This is a genomic window from Kribbella sp. NPDC050281 (assembly GCF_040655855.1).
Taxonomy (GTDB): domain Bacteria; phylum Actinomycetota; class Actinomycetes; order Propionibacteriales; family Kribbellaceae; genus Kribbella.
The window spans coordinates 26,663-53,535 of the sequence record NZ_JBFAKS010000001.1 but is presented as its reverse complement, the minus strand read 5'-3'; the positions used below and the strand labels follow the sequence as shown (position 1 = coordinate 53,535).

At 68.9% G+C, this 26,873-nt stretch carries 32 protein-coding genes and 1 tRNA gene; 23 read left to right on the top strand and 10 right to left on the bottom strand.

Annotated features, from left to right (window positions below):
- The first annotated feature begins 12 nt into the window (after window positions 1-12).
- Complete coding sequence (locus tag AB0I34_RS00305; RefSeq protein ID WP_360436891.1) at window positions 13-927, top strand: 1,4-dihydroxy-2-naphthoyl-CoA synthase; 915 nt, start codon at window positions 13-15, stop codon at window positions 925-927.
- Window positions 928-1,005: 78 nt separating this feature from the next.
- On the top strand, window positions 1,006-1,971 hold the full coding sequence (locus AB0I34_RS00300) for a hypothetical protein (protein WP_360436888.1): 966 nt from the start codon (window positions 1,006-1,008) through the stop codon (window positions 1,969-1,971).
- A 70-nt stretch (window positions 1,972-2,041) separates the two neighbouring features.
- On the opposite strand, the gene upp is transcribed toward AB0I34_RS00300, so the two are convergent.
- A complete protein-coding gene (gene upp / locus AB0I34_RS00295) occupies window positions 2,042-2,683 on the bottom strand; it encodes a uracil phosphoribosyltransferase (protein ID WP_131365749.1) in 642 nt (213 codons plus the stop codon).
- A 106-nt stretch (window positions 2,684-2,789) separates the two neighbouring features.
- Between upp and AB0I34_RS00290 the strand changes: the two genes are divergently transcribed.
- The 5 genes from AB0I34_RS00290 to AB0I34_RS00270 all read left to right on the top strand — a co-directional run bounded on the left by AB0I34_RS00290 (window position 2,790) and on the right by AB0I34_RS00270 (window position 5,725).
- Window positions 2,790-2,960, top strand: a complete 171-nt coding sequence (locus AB0I34_RS00290) for a hypothetical protein (RefSeq protein WP_165556040.1) — start codon at window positions 2,790-2,792, stop codon at window positions 2,958-2,960.
- A 96-nt stretch (window positions 2,961-3,056) separates the two neighbouring features.
- On the top strand, window positions 3,057-3,554 hold the full coding sequence (locus AB0I34_RS00285; protein ID WP_337589493.1) for a tRNA adenosine deaminase-associated protein: 498 nt from the start codon (window positions 3,057-3,059) through the stop codon (window positions 3,552-3,554).
- A gap of 31 nt (window positions 3,555-3,585) precedes the next feature.
- Complete coding sequence (locus AB0I34_RS00280) at window positions 3,586-4,014, top strand: nucleoside deaminase (RefSeq protein ID WP_360438110.1); 429 nt, start codon at window positions 3,586-3,588, stop codon at window positions 4,012-4,014.
- A 13-nt stretch (window positions 4,015-4,027) separates the two neighbouring features.
- Window positions 4,028-4,118: transfer RNA gene (locus AB0I34_RS00275), tRNA-Ser, on the top strand.
- A 95-nt stretch (window positions 4,119-4,213) separates the two neighbouring features.
- Window positions 4,214-5,725 carry a potassium/proton antiporter gene (locus AB0I34_RS00270; RefSeq protein ID WP_360436884.1) on the top strand — a complete coding sequence of 504 codons (1,512 nt, stop codon included), beginning with the start codon at window positions 4,214-4,216 and terminating at the stop codon, window positions 5,723-5,725.
- 46 nt (window positions 5,726-5,771) lie between these two features.
- On the opposite strand, the gene AB0I34_RS00265 is transcribed toward AB0I34_RS00270, so the two are convergent.
- A complete protein-coding gene (locus tag AB0I34_RS00265; protein ID WP_360436881.1) occupies window positions 5,772-6,335 on the bottom strand; it encodes a LytR C-terminal domain-containing protein in 564 nt (187 codons plus the stop codon).
- A gap of 30 nt (window positions 6,336-6,365) precedes the next feature.
- A complete protein-coding gene (locus tag AB0I34_RS00260) occupies window positions 6,366-6,659 on the bottom strand; it encodes a type II toxin-antitoxin system VapB family antitoxin (protein WP_360436878.1) in 294 nt (97 codons plus the stop codon).
- 159 nt (window positions 6,660-6,818) lie between these two features.
- On the opposite strand from AB0I34_RS00260, the gene AB0I34_RS00255 reads away from it, so the two are divergent.
- The 6 genes from AB0I34_RS00255 to AB0I34_RS00230 all read left to right on the top strand — a co-directional run bounded on the left by AB0I34_RS00255 (window position 6,819) and on the right by AB0I34_RS00230 (window position 13,271).
- Window positions 6,819-7,523 carry a L,D-transpeptidase family protein gene (locus tag AB0I34_RS00255; protein ID WP_360436875.1) on the top strand — a complete coding sequence of 235 codons (705 nt, stop codon included), beginning with the start codon at window positions 6,819-6,821 and terminating at the stop codon, window positions 7,521-7,523.
- 102 nt (window positions 7,524-7,625) lie between these two features.
- Entirely contained in the window at window positions 7,626-9,173 is a 1,548-nt protein-coding gene (locus tag AB0I34_RS00250) for a helicase HerA-like domain-containing protein (RefSeq protein ID WP_360436873.1), read from the top strand.
- A gap of 205 nt (window positions 9,174-9,378) precedes the next feature.
- A complete protein-coding gene (locus AB0I34_RS00245; protein ID WP_360436871.1) occupies window positions 9,379-10,782 on the top strand; it encodes a GGDEF domain-containing protein in 1,404 nt (467 codons plus the stop codon).
- Window positions 10,783-10,878: 96 nt separating this feature from the next.
- Window positions 10,879-11,412, top strand: coding sequence for a SigE family RNA polymerase sigma factor (locus tag AB0I34_RS00240; RefSeq protein WP_360436868.1), 534 nt, complete (start codon window positions 10,879-10,881; stop codon window positions 11,410-11,412).
- Entirely contained in the window at window positions 11,409-12,320 is a 912-nt protein-coding gene (locus tag AB0I34_RS00235; RefSeq protein ID WP_360436865.1) for a hypothetical protein, read from the top strand. Before AB0I34_RS00240 ends, AB0I34_RS00235 begins: the two co-directional genes overlap by 4 nt.
- 69 nt (window positions 12,321-12,389) lie before the next feature.
- Complete coding sequence (locus tag AB0I34_RS00230; protein ID WP_360436863.1) at window positions 12,390-13,271, top strand: hypothetical protein; 882 nt, start codon at window positions 12,390-12,392, stop codon at window positions 13,269-13,271.
- Window positions 13,272-13,295: 24 nt separating this feature from the next.
- On the opposite strand, the gene AB0I34_RS00225 is transcribed toward AB0I34_RS00230, so the two are convergent.
- The gene (locus AB0I34_RS00225; RefSeq protein ID WP_360436860.1) at window positions 13,296-14,558 is read right to left on the bottom strand and encodes a hypothetical protein; all 1,263 of its coding nucleotides are present in this window, start codon (window positions 14,556-14,558) and stop codon (window positions 13,296-13,298) included.
- A 187-nt stretch (window positions 14,559-14,745) separates the two neighbouring features.
- On the opposite strand from AB0I34_RS00225, the gene AB0I34_RS00220 reads away from it, so the two are divergent.
- The gene (locus tag AB0I34_RS00220; RefSeq protein WP_131511339.1) at window positions 14,746-15,261 is read left to right on the top strand and encodes a SigE family RNA polymerase sigma factor; all 516 of its coding nucleotides are present in this window, start codon (window positions 14,746-14,748) and stop codon (window positions 15,259-15,261) included.
- Window positions 15,261-16,226 carry a hypothetical protein gene (locus AB0I34_RS00215; protein ID WP_360436858.1) on the top strand — a complete coding sequence of 322 codons (966 nt, stop codon included), beginning with the start codon at window positions 15,261-15,263 and terminating at the stop codon, window positions 16,224-16,226. Before AB0I34_RS00220 ends, AB0I34_RS00215 begins: the two co-directional genes overlap by 1 nt.
- 44 nt (window positions 16,227-16,270) lie before the next feature.
- Here the strand turns inward: AB0I34_RS00215 and AB0I34_RS00210 are convergent, their stop codons facing one another.
- Together AB0I34_RS00210 and AB0I34_RS00205 are read right to left on the bottom strand one after the other, a co-directional pair.
- The gene (locus AB0I34_RS00210; protein WP_360436855.1) at window positions 16,271-16,777 is read right to left on the bottom strand and encodes a DinB family protein; all 507 of its coding nucleotides are present in this window, start codon (window positions 16,775-16,777) and stop codon (window positions 16,271-16,273) included.
- Complete coding sequence (locus tag AB0I34_RS00205; RefSeq protein WP_360436853.1) at window positions 16,774-17,568, bottom strand: helix-turn-helix transcriptional regulator; 795 nt, start codon at window positions 17,566-17,568, stop codon at window positions 16,774-16,776. The genes AB0I34_RS00210 and AB0I34_RS00205 overlap by 4 nt, the downstream gene beginning before the upstream one ends.
- Before the next feature lie 111 nt (window positions 17,569-17,679).
- Here AB0I34_RS00205 and AB0I34_RS00200 point away from each other — a divergent pair, with 111 nt between their 5' ends.
- Together AB0I34_RS00200 and AB0I34_RS00195 are read left to right on the top strand one after the other, a co-directional pair.
- A complete protein-coding gene (locus AB0I34_RS00200; RefSeq protein WP_360436850.1) occupies window positions 17,680-18,042 on the top strand; it encodes a nuclear transport factor 2 family protein in 363 nt (120 codons plus the stop codon).
- Window positions 18,043-18,137: 95 nt separating this feature from the next.
- On the top strand, window positions 18,138-18,932 hold the full coding sequence (locus tag AB0I34_RS00195) for a phytanoyl-CoA dioxygenase family protein (RefSeq protein ID WP_360436847.1): 795 nt from the start codon (window positions 18,138-18,140) through the stop codon (window positions 18,930-18,932).
- On the opposite strand, the gene AB0I34_RS00190 is transcribed toward AB0I34_RS00195, so the two are convergent.
- Window positions 18,876-19,733, bottom strand: coding sequence for an aminoglycoside phosphotransferase family protein (locus tag AB0I34_RS00190; RefSeq protein WP_360436844.1), 858 nt, complete (start codon window positions 19,731-19,733; stop codon window positions 18,876-18,878). The two genes, AB0I34_RS00195 and AB0I34_RS00190, sit on opposite strands and share 57 nt — an antisense overlap.
- A 91-nt stretch (window positions 19,734-19,824) precedes the next feature.
- Here AB0I34_RS00190 and AB0I34_RS00185 point away from each other — a divergent pair, with 91 nt between their 5' ends.
- Together AB0I34_RS00185 and AB0I34_RS00180 are read left to right on the top strand one after the other, a co-directional pair.
- Window positions 19,825-20,625 carry a methyltransferase domain-containing protein gene (locus AB0I34_RS00185; protein WP_360436841.1) on the top strand — a complete coding sequence of 267 codons (801 nt, stop codon included), beginning with the start codon at window positions 19,825-19,827 and terminating at the stop codon, window positions 20,623-20,625.
- Between the two features lie 419 nt (window positions 20,626-21,044).
- Window positions 21,045-21,797 (top strand): hypothetical protein, encoded by a 753-nt coding sequence (locus AB0I34_RS00180; protein WP_360436838.1) that lies wholly within the window; start codon window positions 21,045-21,047, stop codon window positions 21,795-21,797.
- A 156-nt stretch (window positions 21,798-21,953) separates the two neighbouring features.
- On the opposite strand, the gene AB0I34_RS00175 is transcribed toward AB0I34_RS00180, so the two are convergent.
- The 3 genes from AB0I34_RS00175 to AB0I34_RS00165 all read right to left on the bottom strand — a co-directional run bounded on the left by AB0I34_RS00175 (window position 21,954) and on the right by AB0I34_RS00165 (window position 23,961).
- On the bottom strand, window positions 21,954-22,268 hold the full coding sequence (locus tag AB0I34_RS00175; protein WP_360436835.1) for a hypothetical protein: 315 nt from the start codon (window positions 22,266-22,268) through the stop codon (window positions 21,954-21,956).
- The gene (locus AB0I34_RS00170) at window positions 22,265-22,459 is read right to left on the bottom strand and encodes a hypothetical protein (RefSeq protein ID WP_131365786.1); all 195 of its coding nucleotides are present in this window, start codon (window positions 22,457-22,459) and stop codon (window positions 22,265-22,267) included. The genes AB0I34_RS00175 and AB0I34_RS00170 overlap by 4 nt, the downstream gene beginning before the upstream one ends.
- 299 nt (window positions 22,460-22,758) lie before the next feature.
- Window positions 22,759-23,961 (bottom strand): MFS transporter, encoded by a 1,203-nt coding sequence (locus tag AB0I34_RS00165; protein ID WP_360436832.1) that lies wholly within the window; start codon window positions 23,959-23,961, stop codon window positions 22,759-22,761.
- Between the two features lie 82 nt (window positions 23,962-24,043).
- Between AB0I34_RS00165 and AB0I34_RS00160 the strand changes: the two genes are divergently transcribed.
- The 4 genes from AB0I34_RS00160 (at window position 24,044) to AB0I34_RS00145 (ending at window position 26,868) form a co-directional block, all read left to right on the top strand.
- A complete protein-coding gene (locus AB0I34_RS00160) occupies window positions 24,044-24,484 on the top strand; it encodes a helix-turn-helix transcriptional regulator (RefSeq protein ID WP_360436829.1) in 441 nt (146 codons plus the stop codon).
- Window positions 24,485-24,493: 9 nt separating this feature from the next.
- Complete coding sequence (locus tag AB0I34_RS00155; RefSeq protein WP_360436826.1) at window positions 24,494-25,267, top strand: GNAT family N-acetyltransferase; 774 nt, start codon at window positions 24,494-24,496, stop codon at window positions 25,265-25,267.
- Window positions 25,268-25,330: 63 nt separating this feature from the next.
- Entirely contained in the window at window positions 25,331-25,843 is a 513-nt protein-coding gene (locus tag AB0I34_RS00150; RefSeq protein ID WP_360436823.1) for a SigE family RNA polymerase sigma factor, read from the top strand.
- Window positions 25,844-25,854: 11 nt separating this feature from the next.
- Window positions 25,855-26,868, top strand: coding sequence for a hypothetical protein (locus AB0I34_RS00145; protein ID WP_360436820.1), 1,014 nt, complete (start codon window positions 25,855-25,857; stop codon window positions 26,866-26,868).
- Window positions 26,869-26,873 lie beyond the last annotated feature (5 nt).

Below are 26,873 nucleotides of genomic sequence, written 5' to 3'. Positions count from 1 at the left end.
ATGCTCGCGGACGTGACCGAGTCCGCGTTCGTCTCCGAGATCTTCGACCCGTCGGCCTGGAAACAGGTGGACGGGTTCGAGCTGACCGACATCACCTACCACCGGGCGGTCGACGCCGGCGTGGTGCGGATCGCGTTCAACCGGCCCGAGGTACGCAACGCGTTCCGGCCGCACACGGTCGACGAGCTGTACCGGGTGATGGACCACGCACGGATGTCGACCGACGTCGGCTGCGTGCTGCTCACCGGCAACGGACCGTCGCCGCGGGACGGCGGCTGGGCGTTCTGCTCGGGCGGCGACCAGCGGATCCGGGGCAAGGACGGTTACAAGTACGCCGAGGGCACCACGGCGGAGAGCATCGACCCGGCGAAGGCCGGCCGGCTGCACATCCTCGAGGTCCAGCGGTTGATCCGGTTCATGTCGAAGGTCGTCATCTGCGTCGTACCGGGCTGGGCCGCGGGTGGCGGGCACAGCCTGCACGTGGTCGCGGACCTGACGCTGGCGTCCGCGGAACACGCGCGGTTCAAGCAGACCGACTCGGATGTCGCGTCGTTCGACGGTGGCTTCGGTTCGGCGTACCTGGCCCGGCAGGTGGGGCAGAAGTTCGCGCGGGAGATCTTCTTCCTGGGTGACGAGTACTCCGCGGAGGACGCGTACCGGATGGGCATGGTGAACAAGGTCGTGCCGCACGCCGAGCTGGAGGCGGTCGCGCTGGAGTGGGGCCGGAAGATCTGCGCGAAGTCGCCGACCGCGCAGCGGATGCTCAAGTACGCGTTCAACCTGATCGACGACGGGCTGGTCGGCCAGCAGTTGTTCGCCGGCGAGGCGACCCGGCTCGCGTACGGCACCGACGAGGCTGCCGAGGGTCGCGACGCGTTCCTGGAGAAGCGCCCGGCCGACTGGTCGCCGTACCCTTACGCGTTCTAACACTCCTGGATGGTTAGTTAGCAGAAAATCTTGCGCGGACTGCTGACAGTTCGCGGTAGATCGCTTACGGTCGGCGCTATGGACAACCTCTCCCGCCGTGGGTTGCTGGCCGGTGCCGGTGCGATGCTCGTCGCCGGTGCTGTCGGATCACCCGCCGTCGCCCGCCCATCCAGCCTCCCGCCGAGCCGACGTTTCGCCCTGGACGGGCCGGGTGGCGAACTGTTCCGCAGCAAGCCGCTGGCCGATGTGACGGTCATGCAGTCGATTGCCTTCGACAATGTGAACCAGCGGCTCTTCACCGGGCAACTGCGCTCCAAGACAGCCTCGAACAGCGGTGATCTCACGCTGACGCAGCTCAGTCTCGCCGGTGACGTCGTCGGGCACATGTACCTGAGCGGGTTCGGTCACGCCGTCTCGATCGGGGCCGAGGCGGTCGGGCGTACGACGTACCTGTGGACCGAGACCGATGTGGACACGGTGAACGCCCGGGGCCGCCAGATCGCCCGCTTCCGCTGGCAGGACGGCGCGACGCTGACCAAGGACTCGCCGGGGCTGCGGAGCTGGAAGCCGGTCGCGGACGGCGCCGTGTTCACCCCGTCGGTGGACCAGCAGCACGGACAGATCGGGATCCGGCACACGCTGTCCGACGGCTTCCACATCAACGTCTACTCGCTGATCGCCGCCCGGGCCGGCGACTTCTCACGCCCGATCGCGTCGTTCAAGCAGCCCGCGATGACCGAGGGCATCGACTTCCAGGGCTGGGCGCTGTACGGCTCGTACGTCTACCTCTGGGAGGGTGAGGCGTACACCGGTGCGCCCGATCCGGCACTGTTCACCTCGAAGCTCTGGTGCTTCGACATCAACAGCGGCCAGGTCGTCGAGTCCGTGCGGATCCTGGACGGGGCAGACCTGGTGTATCGCGAGGCCGAAGGCGTCGGAGTGCACGTCGACCGCTTCGGGCGCCCGCGGCTCTGCTTCGGATTCGCCTCCGGCGTCACCGGCGACCGTCGAGCCAACCTCTTCTTCCGCAACACCCTCGTCTAGCCCTACTGCGCCACGCCGTACAAACGATCACCGGCGTCGCCCAGGGCTTCCCTCAACTACCGCTTTTCTTCTACTGCGCCACGCCGTACAAACGATCGCCGGCGTCGCCCAGGCCGGGGACGATGTAGCCCTTCTCGTTCAGGTGCGAGTCCATGCCCGCGATGACGAGGTTGCAGGGGACATCGAGGTGGGTGAGTTCGCGCTCCACGTGCTCGACGCCTTCGGGCGCGGCCAGCAGGCAGATCGCCGTGATGTGGTCCGCGCCGCGATCGACCAGGAACTGGATCGCCGCGGACAGCGTCCCGCCGGTCGCCAGCATCGGGTCCAGGACGTAGCACTGCCGACCGGACAGGTCCTCCGGCAGGCGTTCGGCGTACGTCGAGGCGCGCAGGGTCTCCTCGTCGCGGATCATGCCGAGGAAGCCGACCTCCGCGGTCGGCAGCAGCCGCGACATCCCCTCCAGCATGCCGAGACCGGCCCGCAGGATCGGGACGACCAGCGGCTTCGGCGCGGACAGCTTGACGCCCTGGGCCTCGGCGACCGGGGTCTGCACGGTGACCGGGCCGGTGCGGACGTCGCGGGTCGCCTCGTAGGCGAGCAGCGTGACGAGTTCCTCGGTCAGCCGCCGGAACGTGGGCGAGTCCGTGCGCTCGTCCCGCAGCGCGGTGAGCTTGTGGGCGACGAGCGGGTGGTCCACGACGAGGATCTGCATAAGCCGGAACGGTACCGTCGGCGATTCGGCGCGGGGAAGCTCGCTCGCTGTCAGACTCGAAAGTGCATTGGAATGAGCCCTGCCTCGCCCCCCAGGGAGTACGCCGATGACGGACAGCGGTGCCAAGACGCCCGAACAACTCGACCGCCTCCGGCGCCGCGCCGCGTTCCTCCGGGAGCTCGAGGAGGCGCGCGCACTCCGGGACCGGATCGCACCCCGGCGAGCCCGGGTCCGGCAGCTCCGGGAAGCGATGCGCAGAGCGACGTACCATCACTGAGAGCAAGCGTCGTGACTCCGTGTGTTCGCGGGACCGATATCACGTCGAGATCGTGAATATCTCCCTTGTACGGCGCGAGTCTGCGACGATGATCCGGTGTCTGATGCCACGGCAGGGCCGATGACCACCGACCTCGATTTCGCGGTCGCCGCTTACACCGAGGACGGCGTGTGGAACGTCACCCCGCTGGTGCTGCGCGGTGAGCCTGAGCTGTCCACCCTGGTGTCGGCCCTGCGCCGCTACCCCGGTGAGGCCGGGGTGCTGGGGATGATCTCGGTCGACGAGGACTTCTTCCTGCTGCTGCGTGTGATCGGCGGCCGGGCCCGGTTGCTGATCTCCGACGTCACCGCCGCGACCGAGTGGCCGCTGGCCCGGCAGGTGGTGGACGAGCTGGACATCCCGCTGGCCGATGACGACGACGAACAGGTCCCGGCCGGCGACCTGGCGATCATCGCCGACCTCGGCATGAGCGCGATGGACCTGGGCGCGCTGTGCGACGACGTCGACCTCTACCCGGAGGAGATGCTCGAGGAGGTCGCCGAGGCCCTTGGGTTCGGCAACCAGTTCCACGAGGCGATCGAAGCCCTTGGTTAGCCCGGCGGTCCAGCGGGAGTGGGCCCGGCTGATGGCCCTGGCGCTGGCGGAAGGCGAGAAGGCGCTGCCCGACGTACCGATCGGGGCGATCGTGGTGGACGCTTCGGGCGAGGTGATCGGACGTGGTCACAACGAGCGGGAAGCGACGGGCGATCCGACCGCGCATGCCGAAGTACTCGCGATCCGTGCGGCCGCCCGGCACATGGGCGAATGGCGGCTCACCGGCTGCACTCTCGTGGTCACGCTCGAGCCCTGCACGATGTGCGCGGGAGCGGTCGTGCTGTCCCGGCTGGACCGGCTGATCTTCGCGGCGTACGACGAGAAGGCGGGCGCGGTGGGGTCGTTGTGGGACGTCGTCCGGGATCGCCGGCTCAATCATCGGCCCGAAGTGGTCGGCGGTGTGATGGCCGACGAGGCGGGCGCACGGCTGCGCGATTTCTTCATCGGGCACAGATCTTGATAGCCTCTCCGGCGGTGGCGTGTCCGAGCGGCCGAAGGAGCGCGCCTCGAAAGCGCGTGACGGGCAACCCCCGTCCGAGGGTTCAAATCCCTCCGCCACCGCCAACCACCTTCGCGGGTGGAAGAAGGCCGGAGACCCTGATGCTGTGTGATGCGTCAGGGTTTTCGTCTCTCGGGACCTGACGCAGCGGGGGGCCCCAATGGATGTCACGGAGCTCGACAGGATTCTCCTGGCCGGCGCGGCGGTGCTGCTGGTCGCGATCGTCGCGGTCCGGTTGTCCGGACGGCTCGGGCTCCCCTCGCTGCTGATCTACCTCGGGATGGGCCTGGTGCTGGGCGAGTCCGGCCCGGGACACATCCACTTCGAGGACGCGCAGCTGGCGCATGCCCTCGGGTTCGCCGCGCTGGTGGTGATCCTGACCGAGGGCGGTCTGACCACCCGGTGGAACGAAGTACGCCCGGTGATGCCGCTGGGCGTCGTACTGGCGACCGTCGGCGTCGCGATCAGCGTCGGGGTGGTCGCGTGTGTGGCGCACTTCGTTCTGGGGCTGGACTGGCAGTTCGCCGTCCTGCTCGGCGCGGTCACCTCGCCGACCGACGCCGCCGCGGTCTTCTCCGTACTGCGCCGGGTCCCGATCAGACCGAGGCTGCGGGGTGCGCTCGAGGCTGAGTCCGGTCTGAACGACGCGCCGACGGTCTTGCTGGTCACGTTGGTGAGCACGGGCGAGGTCGGCGAGAAGGGCATCTGGTACTTCACCGGTCTGGTGCTCTACGAGCTGGTCGTCGGCGCGCTGTTCGGATTCCTGATCGGTTGGGTCAGCGTCGGCCTGCTCCGCCGGGTCGCGCTCGGCTCGGCCGGTCTGTACCCGGTCGCGGTCCTGTCGCTCGCGATCCTCTCGTACGCCGGTGGGACGGTGCTGCTGCATGTGTCGGGGTTCGCGGCGGTCTACGTGACCTCGCTGATCCTCGGGCGGGCCGAGTTGCCGCACCGGCTGGCGACACGGTCGTTCGTCGACGGGATCGCCTGGCTGGCGCAGATCGGGCTGTTCATCATGCTCGGGCTGCTCGCATCCCCGGGCCGGATCGGGCTGGACGACCTGGTGATCGCGCTGGTGATCGGGGTCGCGGTGACCGTGGTCGGGCGGTTCGCGTCGGTGGCGGTGTCGGCGGCGCCGTTCCGGATGCCGTGGAGCGAGCAGACGTTCATCGCGTGGGCAGGCCTCCGCGGTGCGGTGCCGATCGTGCTGGCGACCATCCCGCTGGCGGCGGGCGTGCCTCAGGCCGACCGGATCTTCGATGTGGTGTTCGTGCTGGTCCTGCTGTTCACGCTGCTGCAGGGTCCGTCGCTGCCGTGGCTGGCCCGCCGGTTGAAGGTGCTCGACGAGAACGCGTCATACGAGGTGGACATCGATGTCGCGCCGCTGGAGTCGCTCGGGGCCGACATGCTCCAGGTGCACGTACCGAGCGAGTCGCGCCTGGCCGGCGTCGAGATCGGCGAACTGCGCCTGCCCGTCGGCGTCTCCGTCTCGCTCATCATCCGCGGCGACCGCGCCTTCGTCCCCGACCGCCGTACCGTCCTCCGAGCCGGCGACTCCCTCCTCGTCGTCGCCCCCAGCCCGCTCCGCGACCAAACCGCCCGCCGCCTCCGCGCCGTCTCCCGAGCCGGCCGCCTAGCCGGCTGGTTCGGCGAACGAGGCCGCGAACAACACTGAAAGCAGTTTGCCCGGCGGGACCGGGCACCCGAGGGCTACTGATTGATCAGTTGGGGTTTTGGCCGGAGGGGATGGGTTGGGGGGTGTGGATGACGGGGAGGCAGAGGGTGGTGTCGGGCGCAAGGGCTATGGAGGGGAGGCCTTTGGGCTTGAGGCTGGTGTAGCGGGGGCCGACGACCAGGTCGACGGTGTGGTCGGTGCGCTCGTCTCCGATGGTCAGGGCCTTCTGGCTGAGTTGGCCGGCGACCAGGAGGAGTTCGGGCGACTTGTCGGTCGCACCGCGGATCGCGACGACGTCGATCTTGTCGCCCTTCGGCTCGTTCGCGATCCTCGCGACGTAGAACCCGCGCTTCTTCAGTAGGTCGGCCACGGCGGCCGCCGTACCCGCCTTGGCTCCACCGTTGTAGACGTTCACCACCACCTGCTTGGGCACCAGGCGGTTGTTCGGCAGCTTCTGGTCGACGCAGGTCGGCTCGGCGCTGCTGTTGATCAACGAGTTCCAGCCCCACCAGGCGCCGCCGACCAGGATCACCAGCAGTGCCACCATCGTGATCGGCGTACGCCAATGGATCCGCGAATGCGGCCTCGGCTGTGGATGGATCGCGGTCATCGGCTCAACCCCCCGTGAGCAGGCATGTGGTCAGTCCACGACCAGTACCCGGGCATGCAGGACCAAACGCTGCTGCAGCGCGGCCCGCAGGGCGCGGTGCAGGCCGTCCTCGAGGAACATCTCACCCTTCCACTCGACGACATGCGCGAACAGGTCGCCGTAGAAGGTGGAGTCCTCGTCGAGGAGCGCACTCAGGTCGAGGGTGCCCTTGGTGGTGACGAGCTCGTCCAGCCGCACCTGCCTCGGCGGCAGCGAAGACCAGTCCTTCGGCTGCAGGCCATGGTCCGGGTACGGGCGTTCCTCCCCGACACGCTTGAAGATCACCCCTCCAAGTCTAGCTGGGTAAAAGGTCTTGTGAGAGGTCATGAACGTCACCGGAACAGACAGGGGTGGGGACTCAACCTTTCGGTGCCGATGGACGTCCTATCCGGAGAGGGAGTAGTGGGCGTGGGTTCCTCGCCCACGACCAAGGGGGTGAACCGCATGCGAATTCTTTCCAAACTCGGGCTCGCCGCAGCGGCCTTGACGCTGGTCGCGGCCGGTACGGCGCTGCCGGCCGACGCGCTCACGGTGACACAGGCGAAGGCGGCTCAGACACGGCTCAACAAGCTCGGCTGCACGGCCGGGCCGGTGGACGGCAAGATCGGCGCGATGACCCAGGCGGCCACGGTCCGGTTCCAGTCCGCCAACGTCCTGAGCCAGTCCGGTGCCCTGAACAGTACGACGTACTCGCGGCTGATGGCGACGACGGCGAGGCGGTGTGACGTGCGGTCGGTGCCGCGGCGGTCGGGGAGCGGACGGCGGATCGTCATCAGCCAGACGCAGAACTGGGTGTGGCTGATCGATGCCCGCGGCAAGGTCGTCCGGCAAGGCCGGATCATCGACAATCCGTCGTACCTGCGCGCCGGGAACTACACCAGCGGCGCGAAGTGCGGGCGGGCGGCGCGGATCCGGAAGAACACCGACGGCGCGAGCCTGTACCTGAACAACTTCGTCCGGTTCGCGCCTTGCGGGATCGGGTTCCACCAGATCCCGACGTACAAGTCGAACGGGAAGCAGATCCACGCCGATTGGCTGCTCGGCACCAACTACCGCGCCTCACACGGCTGCATCCGGGTCACGGCGTCGATGTCGGCCGCCATCTGGACCTTCGCCGCCGGAGCCACCCACGTAGTCGTCATGCGCTGATCCCCAGCCCAGCCCCCGGGTGTGGATCACTCTCCCAACACACCCGGGGGCACTAGCATGCGCAGCGAGTGGTTCCTTCAAACCGGGGAAAGGCACGCTGACATGGCCGAGACAGCTGATGTCGTGGAGACCGTCAAGCAGGGGTACGCGTTCGAAGGGGCGGCGATCGAACTCGGCGCGCTGCTGGTCGGCGACGAGCCGAAACCGGAGGCGGCGGTCCGGATCCCGTTGTCGATGGTGAACCGGCACGGCCTGGTCGCGGGCGCGACCGGTACCGGTAAGACGAAGACCCTGCAGTTGATGGCCGAGCAGCTGTCGGCGGCCGGGGTCGCGGTGTTCGCGGCCGACATCAAGGGCGACCTGTCCGGCATCTCCCAGCCGGGGCAGGAGAGCGAGAAGCTGCTGGCCCGGACCAAGACGATCGGCCAGGAGTGGACCGCCACCGGGTTCCCGACCGAGTTCTACGCGCTCGGCGGGCAGGGCAGCGGGATCCCGATCCGGGCGACCATCACGTCGTTCGGGCCGGTGCTGCTGTCCAAGGTGCTGGGGCTCAACGACGTCCAGGAGTCGTCGCTCGGGCTGATCTTCCACTACGCCGACAAGCAGGGCCTGACGCTGCTGGACCTGAAGGACCTCCGCTCAGTCATCACCCACCTGACCAGCGACGAGGGCAAGGCCGACCTCAAGGAGCTCGGCGGGTTGTCGGCCGCGACCGCCGGGGTGATCCTGCGGTCGCTGATCGGGTTCGCCGACCAGGGTGCGGAGGCGTTCTTCGGTGAGACGGAGTTCGACACCGCGGACCTGCTGCAGCAGCGCGACGGCAAGGGCCTGATCTCGCTGCTCGAGCTGCCGAACCTGCAGGACCGGCCGGCGCTGTTCTCCACCTTCCTGATGTGGCTGCTCGCCGACCTGTTCCACGACCTGCCCGAGGTCGGCGACGTCGACAAGCCGAAGCTGGTGTTCTTCTTCGACGAGGCGCACCTGCTGTTCAACGACGCGTCGAAGGCGTTCCTGGACTCGATCGCACAGACCGTGCGGCTGATCCGGTCGAAGGGGGTCGGCGTCTTCTTCGTCACCCAGACGCCGAAGGACGTGCCGGACGACGTGCTCGCCCAGCTCGGTTCGCGGGTGCAGCACCAGTTGCGGGCGCACACGCCGAACGACGCGAAGGCGCTGAAGGCGACCGTGTCGACGTTCCCGAGTTCGTCGTACGACCTGGCCGAGGTGCTGACCCAGCTCGGGATCGGCGAGGCGATCGTGACGGTGATGAACGAGAAGGGTGCGCCGACGCCGGTCGCGTGGACCCGGCTGCGGGCGCCGCTGTCGCTGATGGCGCCGGCCACGGCCGAGCAGCTGACCGCATCGGTCCAGGGCTCGCCGAACAACGCGAAGTACACCGAGGTGATCGACCGGGAGTCGGCGTACGAGATGCTGGCCGCCAAGGTGCAGGCCGGCGCCGAGCAGGCCGAGGCCGAGCGCCAGGCGGAGGAGCAGGCCAAGCCCGTACCGGAGCCGAAGCCGCGGGCGCAGAAGCAGGACAAGTCGATGGTCGAGCAGGTGATCGGCTCGTCCGCGTTCAAACAGTTCGCCCGCTCCGCTGGTCGCGAGATCGTCCGGGGCCTGTTCGGCTCGGCTCGCCGCCGCCGCTGATCCTCCCGTTCGGGCCGGACCGTCCGGCAGGACATTCCGAACCCGGACGGTCCGGCTTTTGCTTGTTCTGTAAGGGTTTTTGCCGATTTGATCCTTGATCAAACGACTGAATGGTCAGCGACGCGGCCATCGTTTCCAACTCGTCATCGGCACCGCGCCGTCGCCGATTGGGACGAGACGCTTACTCGTCGTACGGTGTGAGGTAATGGTTGCGCAGAGTAGGCGAGCGGTCCGGTACTGGGCGCTGTGGACGCTGACGGTCCCGGCGTTCGTCGTTGTGGTGCTCGTCGACCTCGCCGCCATCGGGTACGCCGTCCAGGCCTTGACGGATCTGCCGAGTTGGCGCGGTGTGGACCTGGTGTTCGCGTTGACCGCGTCCGCGCTGATCTCGGTCGAGGGTGCGCGCCGCGTGGAGAATCGGCGCCGCCGGGGCGGAGCGTTGCACAAGGACCTGGCGCCGGCGTGGATGATCGCGGCCGCGCTGATCCTGCACCCGGCCCTCGCGATCCTGGTCGCCGTCCTGCTCCGGATCTGGTGGCGGATCCGGGCCGGTAAGTGCATCCCGTACCGCTGGGCGTTCTCGACCGCGGTCCACGTGCTGGGCGTCGGCGCCGCGCACGCCACCTTCATTGCCACGCGCGACCTGACTGGAGACAGTGGGCTCGGACTGGTGGTGTCCATGGTCGCGGGAGCGCTGGCGCTGGTCGCGACGGACACCGTGCTCTGTGGTCTCGCGATCTCACTGATCATCCCGGGCAGCACGTGGCGGGAGACCGTCGGCGGGATCGACGACCTGTGCACCGATGCCACGGCCGCGACGCTCGGCTGCCTGCTGGCCGCCGCGTGCCTGATCAGCCCGTGGTTCGCGTTCGTCGCGATCCCGATCACGCTCACCGCGCAGCGGGCCTTGCTGCTCGGCCAGTTGGAGTCCGAGGCACAGACGGACCCGAAGACGAACTTGAGCCGCGTCGACTGGTGGCGGCGTCGTACCGAGGAGATGCTGCGGACCGCGCGGACCCAGCGCGAGCCGATGGCGGTGCTGCTGATCGACATCGACCACTTCAAGCAGGTCAACGACCGGCACGGCCACCTGGTCGGCGACGAGGCCCTGCGCGCGGTCGCGACGATCCTGCGCAGTGCGATCCGGGCGAAGGACGTGATCGGCCGGTTCGGTGGCGAGGAGTTCGTGATCGCGCTGCCGGACACCGGCATCGACGAGGCGACAGTCACCGCGGACCGGCTCCGCAACGCGGTCGCGGCCAGTCCACTGGCCGCGATGTGTGCCGGCGTCCTCGACGACCCCGATCTGGACCCGGATACCTTCCTCCTGACCATCTCGATCGGCGTCGCCGTCTACCCCGCCGACGGGGCCGACGTCGACGACCTCCTGCTCCGCGCCGACCGGGCGATGTACGCCGCCAAGGCCGCCGGCCGCAACCGGGTCCGCCTGGCTGCGGACACTCTCCCGCCCGTGCGCCTCGCGCCGCCGTCGGACATGACGCCAGACCGCTCGACGGCTCACGTGTCCCGCCCCGACTCCCCGATCCCCTCACCGACTCTCTCCGGCGCGCGCCCGGATCGCTCCACCTCCCCAGCCGACCGCCGCTGACGACGGGCCGTCCGGCCTTGGATTGCCGGAAGATTCCCAGAACCTTTCGGCGGTGTACGGCGTCCTGATGGGTGAGGGACGGAGGACGGAGAGGGTATGCCGGGTTCGGCGAACCGGGACGACGACTTCACGGCATTCGTGCTGGCCAGGTCCGCGCGGCTGATCCACTTCGCGCGGATGCTGTGCGGCGACGCCGGGCTGGCCGAGGACCTGGTGCAGACCGCGCTGGAGAAGGCGTACCTGCGCTGGGACCGGATCGAGATGGCCGACCCGTTCGGCTACGTCCGCCAGGCCGTGGTCAACCAGCACCTGTCATGGGTACGACGTCGCCCATGGCGTGAGCGGCCGAGCGGTGACGCGGCCGAGCTGGAGTCGCACCTCGGCCTGAGCGTCACGGACCAGTCGGGCACGGTGGACCGGCGGGTCGCGATCGGCGCCGCGATGTCGACGCTCAGCAGGCGCGAGCGTGCGGTCGTCGTACTGCGGTATGTCGAGGATCTGACCGAGCGACAGACGGCGGCGGTCCTCGGGGTGGCGGTCGGCACGGTCAAGAGCGCGAATGCGCGGGCGCTCGGCAAGCTGCGGGCAGCTCCCGAGCTGAGCGGTAGCTATGTAGGAGAACGAGCATGAACGAGAAGGGCAAGCCGCCCGAGGACGAGGTCCGGGACGCACTGGCACCCGACGGCAGCATCGAGCCGCTGGACCCGGCCCGGGTGATCGCGGGGGCGCGCCGTCGTCACAGGACCCAAGTCCTCGCAACCGCAGCGGCGGCCTCGGTCGCGGTGATCGCCATTGCCACGGGCGGATTCTTGGTCCGGGGCGACAACCTGGGCAAAGCCCCCGAGCCCGCGAACCACGGACCGTCCGCACCGGTGTTGTCCCCGCACCCGACACCCACCCGCTCGCCGTCGCTCGCCGGTGTCACACCCCGCCCGCCGGCAGTGCTCCCGTCGATGAACTCCAGCGCGCCCGTCCCGAGCGCCAACCCGCAGGTGTCCGACACACCAGGGACGTCGCCTCAGCTGACCGTCGCGACCTGCCGAACAGCGGCCGACGGCGAGCCCGGACCGGGTGCGGCGGCGAAGCTCAGAGGAACAGTGAGCGATGAAGCCGGCAAGACGATCGTGATCGCGGACAGCCGCTACTGGATGGCTTGTGACAGCACGTATGGCACGGAGGTGTCGGCCCGCAAGCCGGGGACTCTGAAGACGCCAGGACTGCAGGACAACAACGCGTTCGCGGTCGCGAACAACACCGTCGACACCGTGGACGGGCAGCGGGACTACTTCTGGGCCGCCGGCCTGCTGCCGGACGGTGTCGCGACCGTGCGCTACAGCTTCGCGGACGGCGAGACCGTGGATGCCGAGATCAGCAACGGCTTCTGGTTGATGCGGCACCTGTCCAGCATCCGGCCGGGTGCCCACGACCTGGGCGACCGGGTCCGGGTTCAGTTGCTCTCGGCAACAGGCGGCGTACTGAACGACGTCCGGCTGAACTGGGGCACCCAGACCTGCGCCCAGATCAGCCACGGCTGCTGAGCAGAACCTTTCGGACCGTACGCCGCGTCCTTCAGTCTGACAAACCCCGATGTGGTGTGGAGGGCAACGATGATGGAACAGGTCCGGAACGGCCGCGTGGCCAGGATCCTGATCAGTGGACTCGCGGTCGCGGCGGTGGCCGGTGTCGCGATCGCAGGGACGGCGATGGCGCGGAACGGGCGGTCCTCGACCGACACGACGGTCGCCGGCGGTGGACCGGCCACGCCGTCGCCCGAGCTGTCGACACCGTCGCCGAGCCTGCTGCCGACCGCTACCCCAAGCACTCCTTCGCCCAGCCTGTCGCCAAGCGGTGTGCCGACCGCCAAGCCGCCGGCGACTCCGAGCGATCAGCCGTCTGCCACCCCAAGTGCTCTACGGCAGACTCCAGGCGTCAAGCCGGTCGTGCCCACGCCGAAGGTCCAGGAACCACCGACGGACCCGGTGGCGGCGTGCAAGGGCTGGCTGAAGGACGTCGACGGGCCGGGAAGCTCCGCGAAGGTCGTCGCGCGGCTGGACGGTGCACCGGGCAGTGTGCTGATCCTTGCCGACAGCAAGTACTGGGCCGGCTGCGACACGGCGTACGCGCGGCATGACGGCGAGGGCTCGATCCGGCAGCCTGCGAAGCTCGGTACGGCGTCCACCAGCACGGACGCGTTCGCCGTCGCGAACAACCTGATCCCGATCAAGGGCAAGGAGTACGAGTACTACTGGGCCGCCGGACTGCTCCCCGCCGGGATCACGAAGATCGCGTACGCGTTCCCCGACGGCACGACCACGAATGCCGTGATCAAGGGCGGCTACTGGCTGATGCAGCACCAGACTGCGACGCCCTGGAAGGAAGGCACGGCGCCCGACCAGCAGATCAAGGTCACCCTGACCGGCAAGAACGGGAAGACCTTCAAGCTCGTCTGGGGCGAGCAGACCTGCGCCCAGATCAGCCACGGCTGCTGACCCCGAACCGCCAGGCCATCACAATCACCGCCTCGCGCGCTCCGCACGCCGCGGGGTCGCGTCGGGGACGGGATTGTGATGGCCTGGGCGTTCAGCAGGCTCCGAACGTCCCAGCTGAGATGTATGCCTTGGCGAGTACATCCCGCTGTGGACGCGGAGCCAGACGTTGCTGGTGCCCTGCGACCCCGTGACGCTCGAACCGGTGGTCTGGCATTCGACCGTCACCTGCGCGGACTTGCCCGCCATCCCGACGACCGCGCCGCTGGAGTTCGGCGAGTTGCGCACGTTCAGGTAGCCGGACGTGATCACGACTGTGCCGCGGCCGCCGTCACCCGTCCACAGGTACGTCACGTCGACGAACCCGTTGTCCGACATCCCGAGCGCGTCCCAGAACACACCGTCGGCCAGGTCGATCCCGGCCGGGTTGGCGACCGTCCGGCCGAACTGGTCCTTCCCGCCGTTGTAGCCGTTCTGGTACGCCGCCTGCGCCTCGGGTCGACCCTGCGGCAGGTCCTTCCACATTTCCCGGGTCGCGCTCGGGTTCCAGTAGTCGTCCTTGGTGTTCCACGGGCCGACGTCCCACACCGGCTCGAACGCGCACCGCGACGCCGTACAGACCTTGACCGAGTAGGTGCCGGAGCCGTTGCCGGCCAGTCCGCGACGCGAGGGCAGCGCGACGAAGTGGTCGCGGCCGATGATGACGTGCCCGTTGGCCGTCGTACCGCCGACCAGTCCTTCGCGGGTGGCGAAGACGCGGGACTGCAGCGGCGCGGCCTGGACGGTCATCCGGCTCGGGGCGGCCTTGTCGGTGGGCTGGACGGTGAGGTCGCCGACCCACGGGTTCGCGCCGGTCGGGGGTGCAATCACGATGATGCGCAACTGCACCTGGTCGCTGGCACCGGACAACGCGGTCGGCGTTCCGGCCTTGGCGGAGGTCCACTCCGACCACCGGTCCTTCACCCACGCGCGTACGTCGACCTCCGCCGACGAACCGTCCGGCGTACCGGAGCTGTAGCCGACGACGACAGCCGAGGTGGCGGCCGGGAAGCGGACCGGAGTGAGCTCGGCGAGACCCGAGCGCTGCCGGAGTTCGGTGGAGCCGATGGTCGCCGGGGCGTCGCCGAGGATGATCCGGCTGCCCTCGATCCGGACGTTGCTGGATCCGGCGGGTTGGGCCGCGACGGCGACCGGATCGGTCGACGCGGCCGTGCTGGGCAAGGTGGCGGTAAAGATCGCCAGCGTCGCGGCCAGACCGGCGGCGAGCTTGGTACTTCGGGTGATACGCATGGGCGGGTTACCTCCGGGGCGGTGAAGGTGTGTGCCGGCCGTGAGGACCGGCTCACCCAATGTGACAAACAAACACCGCCGTTGTATAGACCGTGAATAAATTTCTTCGAAGGAGTTCGTGACAGAACAGAACCCGATCGATCACCCAGGGGGTTTGGACCGGTGTGACAGAGGCAGAGGAGAATCGATGACCCGGACCGCGGACGCCGATTTCGAGCGCTTCGTGTTGGCCCAGTCGACCCCCTTGCTCCGCTTCGCGGAGATGCTGTGCGGCGATCGGCACACTGCCGAGGACCTGGTGCAGCAGGCGTTGATGCGGTCGTACCCGAAATGGCACAAGCTGAGCGGCGATCCACTCCGCTATGTGCGGCGGGTACTGGTCAACCGGTTCCTCTCCCAGGCCCGCCGGCGCTGGAACAACGAAGTACCCAGTGACCCGGTGCAGAACGATTGGGACCAGCGAGCGGTAGCGGACTTCGCCGGGGAGGTGCAGACCAGGGAGGCCGTGCTCTCGGCCCTCGGAGGTCTGACCGTCCGGGAGAGAGCCGTCGTCGCGCTGCGCTACTCGCAGGATCTCTCCGAGGCCGAGACCGCCGAGCTGCTCGGCATGGCGGCCGGGACCGTGAAGAGCACGGCCTCCCGGGCGCTGGCCAAGCTGCGTCTGGCACCCGACCTGATCGATACCGGAGTTGGAGGAAACTGATGAGTGACGAGCAGCAGATTCGCAGCGCGCTCGACTATGACCTGGAGCCCTGGCAGCCCGACGCCGCCGACCTGATGCGGCGCGGCAAGCGGCTGGCCTGGCTCCGCCGGGGACTGGCCGCGGCGGGCGTCACCGCCCTGGCCGGAACCGTAGCGACGGTGTCCGCCGCGGTCGGTGGACCGGCGCCGGTGAAGAACCTGCTGGCCGGCGGCAGCAAGCCGCCGGTGCCGGTGGTGGTTCCGACCGCGCAGCCGCAGGTGCCGTCGGTCGACCCGACCTGCCTGCCGGCCAAGCCGCAGCTGCCGAAGGTCACGAGCTTGCCCACCGGCAAGCCGTCGTTGCCCGCGAAGCCGTCCCTGCCGAGCGTGAAGCCTTCGCTGCCCGCGAAGCCCACGCTGCCGAGCATCGAGCCGTCGCTGCCTGCCAAGCCCGCCCTCCCGACGAACCTGCCGAGCGGCAAGCCGTCGCTCCCGACGGGCAAGCCGAGCCTTCCATCGTTGCCCGCCAAGCCGACTCTGCCCGCGAAGCCGACCCTGCCTGCGAAGCCGACGCTGCCGAACGTGAAGCCGTCGTTGCCGGCCTTGCCGAGCCTTCCGACGACCAAGCCCTCGCTGCCGAGCGGCAAGCCGTCGTTGCCCGCGAAGCCGTCCCTGCCGAGCGTCAAGCCGTCGCTGCCGGGCAAGGGTGTCCCGACCCTGCCTGACTGCGTGAACGGCGTACCGGACGGCAAGCCGTCGGTGCCGTCGGTCCCGAAGCCGAGCGTTCCGGGCAAGCCGGACCTGCCGACCACCAAGCCCTCCCTGCCGAAGCCGGCGGTTCCGACGGTGAAGGTGTCCGGCGGTGTGACCGTCGATCCGGGTCAGCAGCCGACGATCCACCTGCCGGCCAAGCCGACGCTCCCGACCACGAAGCCGAGCCTCCCGAAGCCGAGCTTCCCCACCGGTCTCCCCTCCTCAGACCGGTAGGGCTCCCGCGGGGACACCGGCGAGTAGGCGACGGGCGGAATCACCTACTCGCCGGTGACCCCATCAACCAGTTCGCGGACGACGTCCAGTTGCCCGGCGTGCCGGGCGTACTCCTGCAGGACGTGGAAGAGGATCCAGTTCACGGTCGGGCGGTCCGCCTCACCGAACCGCCCACCGGCCGCGACCAGGGCCGAAGGATCGACGCCGGTCACCAGTCGGCGCGTAGTCGCACCGCCCTCGTGCAGTCTGCCGAGGAGGGCTTCGAGAGTCTCGTCCGCGCGGACCGTCCAGCGCCCCTCGGGATCGCCGTCCGAGTCGCCCCACGGCTCGTCGACCTGCTCACCCGCGAATCCCCAGCGCAGCCAGCGTCGCTCGACGTACACGAGATGGCGCAGCAGTTCGAGCGGCGACCAGCCGGACGGCAGTCGGCTCGACCTCAGGTCGGCGTCGCTCAGTCCCGTCAGCTTGGTCTCGACGACGTCCCGGTAGTAGTCGAGCCAGCCGAGCTGCAGCGCGATGGTGTCGCCCTCGCTGATGGGTGGTTCGTTCACGCCAGCGTCCGCAGGTATTCGGCGGTCTGATCGTCGGCCGGGTAGAACGACTCGATCATCAGCTCGGACACCGTGACGTCGAGCGGCGTCCCGAAGGTCGCGATCATCGTCAGCAGCGACAGTTCGTGCCCGTTGTGCACGAGCCGGAACGGTACGACGACCTCCGCCGTCGCCGGCTTGACCGGCCGGTCGTTCGCGGCGTAGTCGCGGAGTTCGTCGTACAGGTCCTGCAGGTCAGGGTCGGCGGTGCCGGCGACCTGGCGCTGCAGGCTCGCGAGGGCGGCGGCGCGGACCTCGGCGATGTTGCCGATCCGGCGGGCCAGGCCGTCCGGGTGCAGGGTGAGCCGCAGGGCGTTGACCGGTGCCTGGAGCAACTTCTCGTCGACGTCCGTGGTGAACAGCTGGATGCCGGCGTTGGCCTCGACGATGTTCCACCAGCGGTCGACCACGAGCGCCGGGTACGGCTCGTGCGCCTTGAGCAGGCGGCGAAGCGTCGTACGGATCGCGAGCATCGCCGGCGAATGCAGCGACGACTCGGTGTAGATCGGCGCGTAGCCACCGGCCAGCAGGAGCTGGTTGCGGTCCCGCAGTGGTACGTCGAGGTGCTCGGCCAGCCGCAGCACCATCTCGCGGCTCGGTTTGGATCGGCCGGTCTCCACGAAACTCACGTGCCTGGTGGACACCTCCACGCGGTTCGCCAGCTCGAGCTGACTGAGCCGGCGGCGCTCCCGCCAGCCGCGCAGAAGCTCGCCCACCGGGCGCTGGAAGGTCTCCTCGATCGTCGCTGCCATGGTTCGACCGTAACCGGTGGCAGAGACAGCGCCATTACCTCCGACGTCATCGACCGGATCGCCGGCCGACGGCAAGGTTCTGGTCATCCGAACGAAACCGAGGAGAACACGATGACCAGCACTACTCTTGCCGACCAGTACTTCGCGATGTGGAACGAGGCCGACGCGGACCGCCGGGCCGAGCTGATCGCGGGGACCTGGACCGAGGACGCGACGTTCGTCGACCCGAGCTTCGAGACGAACGGCCACGACGAGCTGAACAAGCTGGTCGGCGCCGCCCAGCAGATGTTCCCGGGCCTGTCCTTCGTCCGCATCGGCGACATCGACGAGCACCACACCTACCTGCGCTGGACCTGGCACCTCAAGGCCGAAGGCCAGGACCCCGTCGCGGGCGGCACCGACATCGTCCTCCTGACCGAGGACGGCCGCATCCAGCGCCTGATCGGATTCCACGATTTCGCCCCCGCCCACTAGCCTCACCGCGTGCGGGGTCCGCCGGATCGTTGCTCTTGGCAACACTTTGGGTAATTCGGTGGCGGGAGTGGGGTGGTCGGGCGGAGCATGGAGGGATGCTCGACGCCCTGGAGCTGGAAGCCTTCGAGCGGGACGGGATCGTGAAGGTCCCGTCCGCGTTCTCGGCCGATGATGCCGATCGGATGCGCGGCGTTCTGTGGAGCGAACTGCGGACCCGGCACGGGATGGAGCGCGACGATCGTTCCACCTGGACGAACCTGCGGCCGACCAAGCTGAAGAACACCAAGACCAACCCGGTGGCGAACGCGATCCTCGGTCCGCCGCTGCGGTCGGCGCTCGACACCTTGCTCGGTGAGTGGATCGTGCCGCCGCATCATGGCCAGGTGCTCGTCACCATGCCGACAGGCGAACGCTGGTCAGTCCCGCATCGCCAGTGGCACACCGACCTCGGGTTCGAGTTGCCGCCGGACGACCTGGCGGCGGTGAAGATCTGGGCCCTGCTCAGCGATCTCGAGCCCGGTGGCGGCGGCACCCCGCAGGTGGCAGGCTCCCACCGGGTCATCGCGAGGCACCTGACCACGACCTCGGAGCGGGACTTCACCACCATCCGCGACCAGGTCCTGCGATCCGATCCGTGGTTCCGCGACCTCACCAGCGCCGACCGCTCGACCGATCCGATGGTCGAGGCCGATCTGGACGGTCTGCCGGTGCGCGTCGTCGAGCTCACCGGCCGCGCGGGCGACGTCTACATCACCCACCCGTGGATCCTGCACTCGATCGCCACCAACGCGAACGACACTCCGCGGATGATGCGCAGCCGGTTCATCTGGCGGTCAGAACGCGGCGACCAGGCGGGCGCAGCGAACGGGGTCCTCGGTCAGACCGACTGACAGCCCCCAGAGCCAGTAGTCGACCGCGCGGAAGACGACCCAGTCACGAGCCCGGTCGCGCTCCAGGCCGGCCTCGCCGACCGCCGTGTCGAAGTGCGGAACGACGTCGGCCATCTCGTCGAGCCGCGTCCACAGCACCCGCGCGAGGTCGTACTCGATGTCGCCGCGGAGCAACACCGGGTCGACCGTCAGCCACGGCTCGCGCTTGCCTGCGAGCACCTGGTCCGCATGCAGATCCCCGTTCACAGCGAGCTCGGACGTCGTCTCGGCCAGCTTCGGTGCCACGTCCAGCGCCTGCCGCAGAATGCTGACGTCGAACGGCCGACCGAGCCGCTCCCACTCCGGCTCGAGCTGTCTCGCCCGCCGCGCGACGATCTCCGCGGTCGACGGCGCATCGTCCGGCGCGGGCACCGCCAGCCGTCGCATCAGTCGCCCCAGTACGGCGACCGCTTCCGCCACCGGCCGGGTCGTCAACGGCGTCGACAACCGCTCCAGCAGCATCGCACCGGCCTCGAGGTCGGCGTCGTACAGCATGACCATCCCGCGCCCGTCCCACCACCGCAGAGCCCGCGTCTGCTCCTCCACCTCGGGTCCGGGCGGGTTCATCCGCAGGACGAACTCCTCGCCGCCTCGCGTCACCGGAACGACCAACGCGTTCGACCCGTAGGCGACGTCTCCGTCGACCTCCAAGCCCCACCGCTCGGTCTGCTCGTCGACCGCCTGAGCCAGACCGTCCAGCCACGCCGAGCCGTCACTCCACCACCGCGGCATCCGCCGGAATCCTTCGGGTACGTCGATCACCCGGCCAAGGTAATGGGATCTCAACTCGAGCGCGTCCGAATTACCGCGTGGAGTCTCCCCGCGATGGCAGGTCGCGGTTGATGATGAAGGTATGGGCGGAGAGACCGGCGCGAACGGTTTGCAGTTCGATCCTGAAGTGTCGCGGCAGATGGAGACGATGTACACGACTCCGGACATGATCGAGCAGCGACGGGTGGTGCGGACCGCGCTGGCCCTGCGGCCGGGAGATCGGGTGCTGGACGTCGGCGTCGGGCCGGGGCTCCTGGCCGAGGAGATGGCGGCCGAGGTCGGGCCGAGCGGGCGGATCTGCGGGATCGACATCAGCGACAGCATGCTCGCGATCGCCAGTGCTCGTGCCGAGGTGCCCGGCGGCCCAGGTATCGAACTCGAACTGGCGTCCGCGGACCGGATCCCGCACGCCTCGGAAAGCTTCGATGTGGTCGTCTCCACCCAGGTCTTCGAATACATCGACGACGTCCCGAGCGCGTTGGACGAGGTACGCCGGGTGCTGCGTCCCGCGGGTCGCGTCGTACTGCTGGACACGGACTGGGGTTCGGTGGTGTGGCGGTCGACCGACGACGTCCGGATGGGCCGGGTGCTGACGGCGTTCGAGGATCATCTCGCGGATCCGCATCTGCCCCGGACGCTGGCCGGCGTACTGGACAAGGCCGGTTTCACCGTCACCCATCGGCAGGTGGTGCCGATCCTGAACGCGGGGTACGACCAGCACAGCTACAGTTCCGGGCTGATCGACATCGTCGGCGACTTCGTGCCCGGTCATGGTGAGGTCACGGCCGAGGAGGCCCAGGCATGGGCCGACGACCTGCGCTCACTCGGCGCGGGCTACTTCTTCAGCCTGAACCGCTACCTGTTCGTCGCGTCGGCTCTCTGAGGGCTCCGACTCGGCGGGCGCGCCTGGGAAAGCACGCCCGCCGGGGCCGGTCGTTCTCCCGCCCCTCAGTGGGAGAACTCGCGGCTCGGTGAACTCCACCCATGCCCGAATGGCGCTGACCGAACCGCGGGACCCCATACAGGTACCCCATCTCGGCGTCCGCACACGTCGAGGCGCGCGGCCGGTGCCGAAACTTCACGTTCTTCATACCTTCGGCCGCAAGAACCGACCCCACCGCTGCCTACGCTGTACGGCGAATTCCGCGCGCCGCCCGGTCGCGGAACGTCCGGGGGAAGGACACAGCACCATGTCAGAGCTCTTCGACGACGAGTTGAGCGAGGCCGACCTGGATCGGCTCGAGGCGCTCGGGGCCGCGGAGGACGCGGACCTGATCCTCGGCCCGGCCGGTGAGGAAGACGATGCCTGAGGCAAGGATCGTCTGGCGCGGCAAGCAGTTGAACAAGCGCACCGTGGCGATGGTCGAGGCCGCGGAGAAGCTGTACCACTCGAAGTTCGCCATCCTGCAGGGGTCGTACAACAAGGGCGGCGTCGAGGCCTCGGCCGAGACGCACGACGGTGGCGGTGCGATCGACATCGATGTGGCGTCGAAGAGCGCCGCGCAGCGGGTCGCGGTGGTGAAGGCGATGCGGCAGGTCGGGTTCGCGGCCTGGCTGCGGACGCCGGCGCAGGGCAACTGGCCGTACCACGTGCACGGGATCGCGGTCGGCGACAAGGATCTGTCCCGTGGCGCGGCGCACCAGGTCGCGGAGTACCGCCGCAAGCGCAACGGACTGGCGAACCGCGGCAAGGACGACGGGCCGCCCGGGTACTACGCGATGACCTGGGAGCTCTACCTGAAGGCGCACCCGTCGGCGCAGCCGACGCCGGACTCGACCATCTCGCTCGCGGCGATGGCGTACGCGCGGACGCACGACGTCATGACTGGTGTGTGGGCTGCCGACCGGGCCCGGGTGATGGCCTGGGCGGCGCACCCGAAGGTCGGCGCGATCAGCAAGCACGAGACCGTTCCCGCGCCGGGTGTTCCGTGGCACCTGCACTTCCGGCAGGTGATGACCAAGGTGCAGCAGCACTTCAAGATCCATCCCACCGCGACCTTCTACCCGGCCGTCGCCGACTTGATGAAGCGCTACGGCTACACGATCGTCGCCTGATCGGGCCCGACCATCGACAAGGCCCCACCGGTAGCAGCCGGTGGGGCCTTGGTGGTCCACTACCGCCCGGGCATTCCCGGTGCAGCTGTGGAGGTGGAGAGCGGAACCGACGCCGATGCAGGGGTCAAGACGTCAGCTCCGCTTGCCTGTGTGGAGTTATCTCGAGTCGGCCGCCCAGACATGGGCCTGGTGGAACTCGAGGTGTTGCTGCGTCGCCGCCGGAGTGCCGACCGTGCCGAGGTGGTTCATCGTCGGTACGACGACCGCGTGGACGCCGGACCGCTTCACCTCTTCGAGCAGTGCGTGGAAGGCGGTGGACTCGGCCGCATCGCGCTCGGTGTAGACCGTCCCGAGGGTGTATCCCTCGGCACTGGCGAAGGCGACGAGTGAATCCGTCGCCGCGGCCAGCTCCTCCGCGCAACTGAGCGCGTCGGCCCGGACGTACCCGAGAAGCGTCGGCCGGGTCGTCATCGTCCCGGCTCCGCCGTACTGTCCACCAGCACCGGCTCGCTCGTCACCCGCAGGGACGCGAACCGCCGCCGCATTGCTTCCTCGTACTGCGCTGCCTGCTCCACCGCGGCCGTGTGGTCCGCGATCGGGTGAGCGCCGAACCAGACCCGCACCCGGCGGTGCGAGGCGGGGGATTCGAGCGTCTCGGTCATCTTCGTTCCCTGTGGTGAGTCGATCGGTGGCCGCGGACGGCTTTGTCCGCTGCTGAGTAAAGAACACCTCACCGCGCGTGCTCTCCGGAACAGTTTCGAAGGGACCTTTACAGACACCTAACGCAGAGTAGGGAAACCTTCGAATTCGCTGGTCAGAGGCGTCGGGAAGGGCTCTCCGAGCGGGCCGGAATGGCTGTCAAGAATGGTTGCAGGAATGTGCCGATAACGATTTGGCAGCTCTCACTTTTCGACGCCGGTCGAATTGTTGGATGTCCTGCTGACCGTTTGCGACCACCCGCTTACGCACCGGTGTGCGTCCGGGTGAAATGCGCCGGATGACCCGGTACGGCGACCAGCGTCAGCGGTGCCGCGAGGACCGCGAACGCCGCCAGCAGATTGAGGGTCAGCGGGAGATCGAGGAGCAGTGTCACCGCCGGAGCGGCGAGTGCGCCGACGAGCAGGGCCAAGGAGTCCGCCGCGAAGAAGAGTGCGCCGATGCGGCCGAGCATGGCCGGTGGTGCGGTGCGCTGGATCGCGGTCTGCGCGGTGATCAGCAGCACGCTGCCCGGGAGGCCGATCAGTACGGCGGCGGCGATCGCCCAAGGGATGTCCGGGGCGTTGAAGAGGGCGAAGAAGGCAGCGGCGGTCGCGAACTGGGTGACGGCGAGGACGTCGCGGATGCTCAACCAGGTCTGGACCCTGGTGCTCAAGGCCGCGCCGAGTAGATAGCCGGCGCCGAGCCCCGAGATCAGATAGCCGAGCACATAGCCGGGTGCGTGCAGGCGGTCGACGGTGAACGGGACGAGCAGGGCGGTCAGGCCGGCGTTCGCGGTGAGGAAGATCGTCTGGCCGAGCAGGATCCCGCGCAGTACTCGGTTGCGGGCGACGTACTGGAAGCCGGCGAGCGGGCTGTCGCTGGTGCTTGGCGTGGTCGCGTGGCGATGGATGCGGACCGTCGCGATGACTGCAGCGGAGATCAGATAGCTGGCGATGTCGACGGCCAGGACGAACTTGATGCCGGGACCGGCGAGGAGAAGGGCGCCGAGCGGTGGGGCGGCCAGGCGGATCGCGCTGCCTGTGAAGGCGTTCAGCGCGTTGGCCGCCGCGAGCTCGTCGCCGGTGCCGACGACGGCGGGAAGCAAAGCCCGCGAGGCCGGGCGGAACACCATCGTCGCGACATTCTCGGCGAGGATCGCCAGGTAGATCGGCCAGAGGCGATCCGTGTCGGCGAACAGAATCAGGGCGACCGCGGCGGCGCTGACCAGATCCGCGATCCACATCGCACGGGTGAGATCCCAGCGGTCCAGCAACGCCCCTGCCCACGGCCCGAGGACCAGCGCGGGGAGTGCCTCCAGGGCGAGCGCGAGGCCGGTCGCGACCGTGGAGCCGGTCAGGTCGAACACGTAGAACGGGATGGCGACGATCAGCAACCACGAGCCGATGCCGGACACGCCGCCGCTGATCCACAGCCGGCGGAAGTCACGGTTCCCCAGAGTCTTCATGGAGCGAGACGCTATCTTGTGAAGATAGATTCGAGCAAGAGTGTTTTCTCAGAATATGTCTTCTGGGAATAGAGTGGCGGGTGTGGAACTGGGTGAAGTCCTCCGCGAGCGTCGTAAGGCGGCCGGCCGCACGATCGCGTCGGTCGCCGTCGACGCCGGTCTGTCCGTGCCGTACATCGCCAACCTGGAGAACGGTCGCGGCAATCCGACGGTCTCTGCTCTCGACCGGCTGGCCACCGCACTGGGTGCTCGGCTCGAGGTCGGCATCGCCGACGAACCGGTGGCCGAGCCGCCCTCGATCGGCGCCGGGTTGCTGAGCGGGTCTGATCGATCCGCGCAGGTCATCAACACCCTTGCCGCCGCTCAGTCCCGATCCCGGCCCGCCGTTCGGGCCGAGGTGATCCGGACTCTCGACGCGCTGGCCGGCGCGCTGGGTCGCACGCCGGTGGACGCCGATCTCGGCCGGCTGCTGGATCTCCTGCTGCTGGCCGAAACCGGGTCCAGTGCGACGCGCGCACCGTAGGGTCCGATCATGGACATTGGGGCGCGGATCGCGCGGGCGCAGTTGGCGGGTCTGGCGGCATCGCGGCGGCAGATCGTCGCGGGACCGTTGACCGGACTGCTGCACGACGACGACACCTGGTACCTGTCGGGAATGGTCGCCACCGAACCCGGTGAGCCTTTCGATCAGGACGCCGTACCGGAAGCGCTGGCGATCATTCGCAGGGCGTTCGCCGCCGAGGGGCGGTGGCTGAGCGCCGAGTTCATCGACGAGGCCAGTCCCGGCCTCGCCGACGTACTCGAGGCCAACGGGATGACGATCGCCTCGCGGCCGCCACTGCTGGCCGTGGAGCCGGCCGGTCTTCTGGAACCTGACCTTCCGGACGTGGTCGTGTCCGTGGTGAGGTCCGAGGAGGAGCAGGCCGAGGCGAACGCCGTCGCCGTGGAGGCCTACGAGTCCGAGGACGCCGCGGTCGCCTTCGAGCCCGATCCTGCGGGCGGTGGGTGGATCCTGCTGCGCGTCGACGGTGTTCCCGTGGCGAGTGCGTCCTGGGGCGCAGTCTCGGACGGCGTCACCGAGATCGCCGGTGTCAGCACGATCCACAGTCATCGCCGCCGCGGCCTCGGCGCGATCGCGACGGCGTACGCGACCCGGCAGTCCTTCGAGTTGGGCGGCGCCACTCTCGCCTGGCTCACCCCCGGCGACGACGGCTCGGACCGCATCTACCGCCGCCTCGGTTTCACGCCCAGGGCCACCGCCGTCCACCTCGGCGACCCCGGCGGCCACCTCGCCGATCTCCGCTGATCCGCGATGCAACCTCGATGGATCCCGGCTCCGTACTGAGGAGGCAAGGGAGAGCGGAGGGCGATGGTGGATCGCGACCAGGAGTACGTCGAGTTCGTCGAAGCGTCGAGTGCGTCGTTGCGGCGGACGGCCTACCTGGTCTGCGGCGACTGGCATCGGGCCGACGACGTGGTGCAGGACGCGCTGTACAAGCTGTACCGGTCGTGGTCGAAGCTGGATCGCGCGGGGAATCCACTCGCCTACGCACGCCGCGCGGTCGTCAATGCGGCAGTGGACAGCGGTCGGCGCCCCTGGCGCCGGGAAGTGCCGGCCTCTGACCTGTCGTTCGAGCGCGCCCGGCTCGACGACCACGCGGACGGCCACGCCGACCGCGACGAGATCCTCACAGCCCTCGGCAGCCTCGCGCCACGTCAGCGTGCCTGCGTGGTGCTGAGGTACTACGAGGACCTGTCCGTCGAGCAGACCGCCCAGCTTCTCGGCTGCTCGGAGGGCACGGTGAAGAGCCAGGCGGCGCGCGGCCTCGAAACTCTCCGAATCGCCATCGACCGGGCCCGGCAGGTTGGACGGCCCGCGTGAAGGAGAACCGCATGGACACCCAAGAGGTAGGCGCCGAACTGCACCGGCTCGCGGACGCCGATCCGCTGGACCCGATCGACGGGCACGCGCTGCTCGCTCGTGGCCGTCGCGGTCGCCGCCGGCGCAGACTGTTCTCCGCCGGTGGCGGCATCGCTGCTGTGGCAGCGGTCGCCGTTGCCGCGAGCCTGCTATCAAACCTTGACTCCGGCCGCTCGTCCGGTGTCGCGGACTCGAGTACTCCGGTCACGACCAAGGCCGTGCCGCCTGACTTCACCGCGGTACCCGGCGTACCTCGTGGCGAGGCGGGCGCCGCCCTGAAGATGTCGTACGCCGAGGCGACGCGGTTGTGCGCCCTGCGCTACCCGCAGTACAAGCGGCCGATCCGGCCCAACTCGTTCTGGTACACGGGGTACACCGTTCTCTATCAGCTGCAGATCGGCGACCCGGCCGCTCAGTGCACGATCCCCGGCGGTGACAAGCCGTCGAGTGCGCTGGTCGCGGCCGCCCGCCGGGATCCGATGCCGGCGACGACGGCGGCTCGGCTGCGGAACTGCTCCGTCGTGTTCTGGACCGATCTGACGAAGTGGCGGGTGATGGCGTCGGACACCTCGCCGCAACGGGCGACCAACCTGATCGCGGTGTCGCCGTCGGGCCACAAGGTCGTCCAGTGCACGCTCGTGCCGAAGTTCGAGGACACCGCTGCGCTGGGAACGGGGCCCGGGGTGTTCTCGCTCGACGGTCGGGTTCGGCAGGTGTTCGACAACGAGTTCGCGCAGTTCGGGATCGGCTATGCCCAGGGATGTACCGGGTGCGAGACGAAGTACTACGACGGATTCGGGCGAGTGGCCTCGAACATCGCGCGGATCCGGATCGCACCGGCAGGCAGCCGCAACTTCCATGAGATCCCGGTCAAGGACGGCTGGTACGCACTGTCCTGGTTCGACCCGGATCCGCATGGCACCGGCAAGTACACGCTGACGGCGTACGACAAGGCGGGCGCTGTGCTGAAAACCGTCCACAACTGACGACG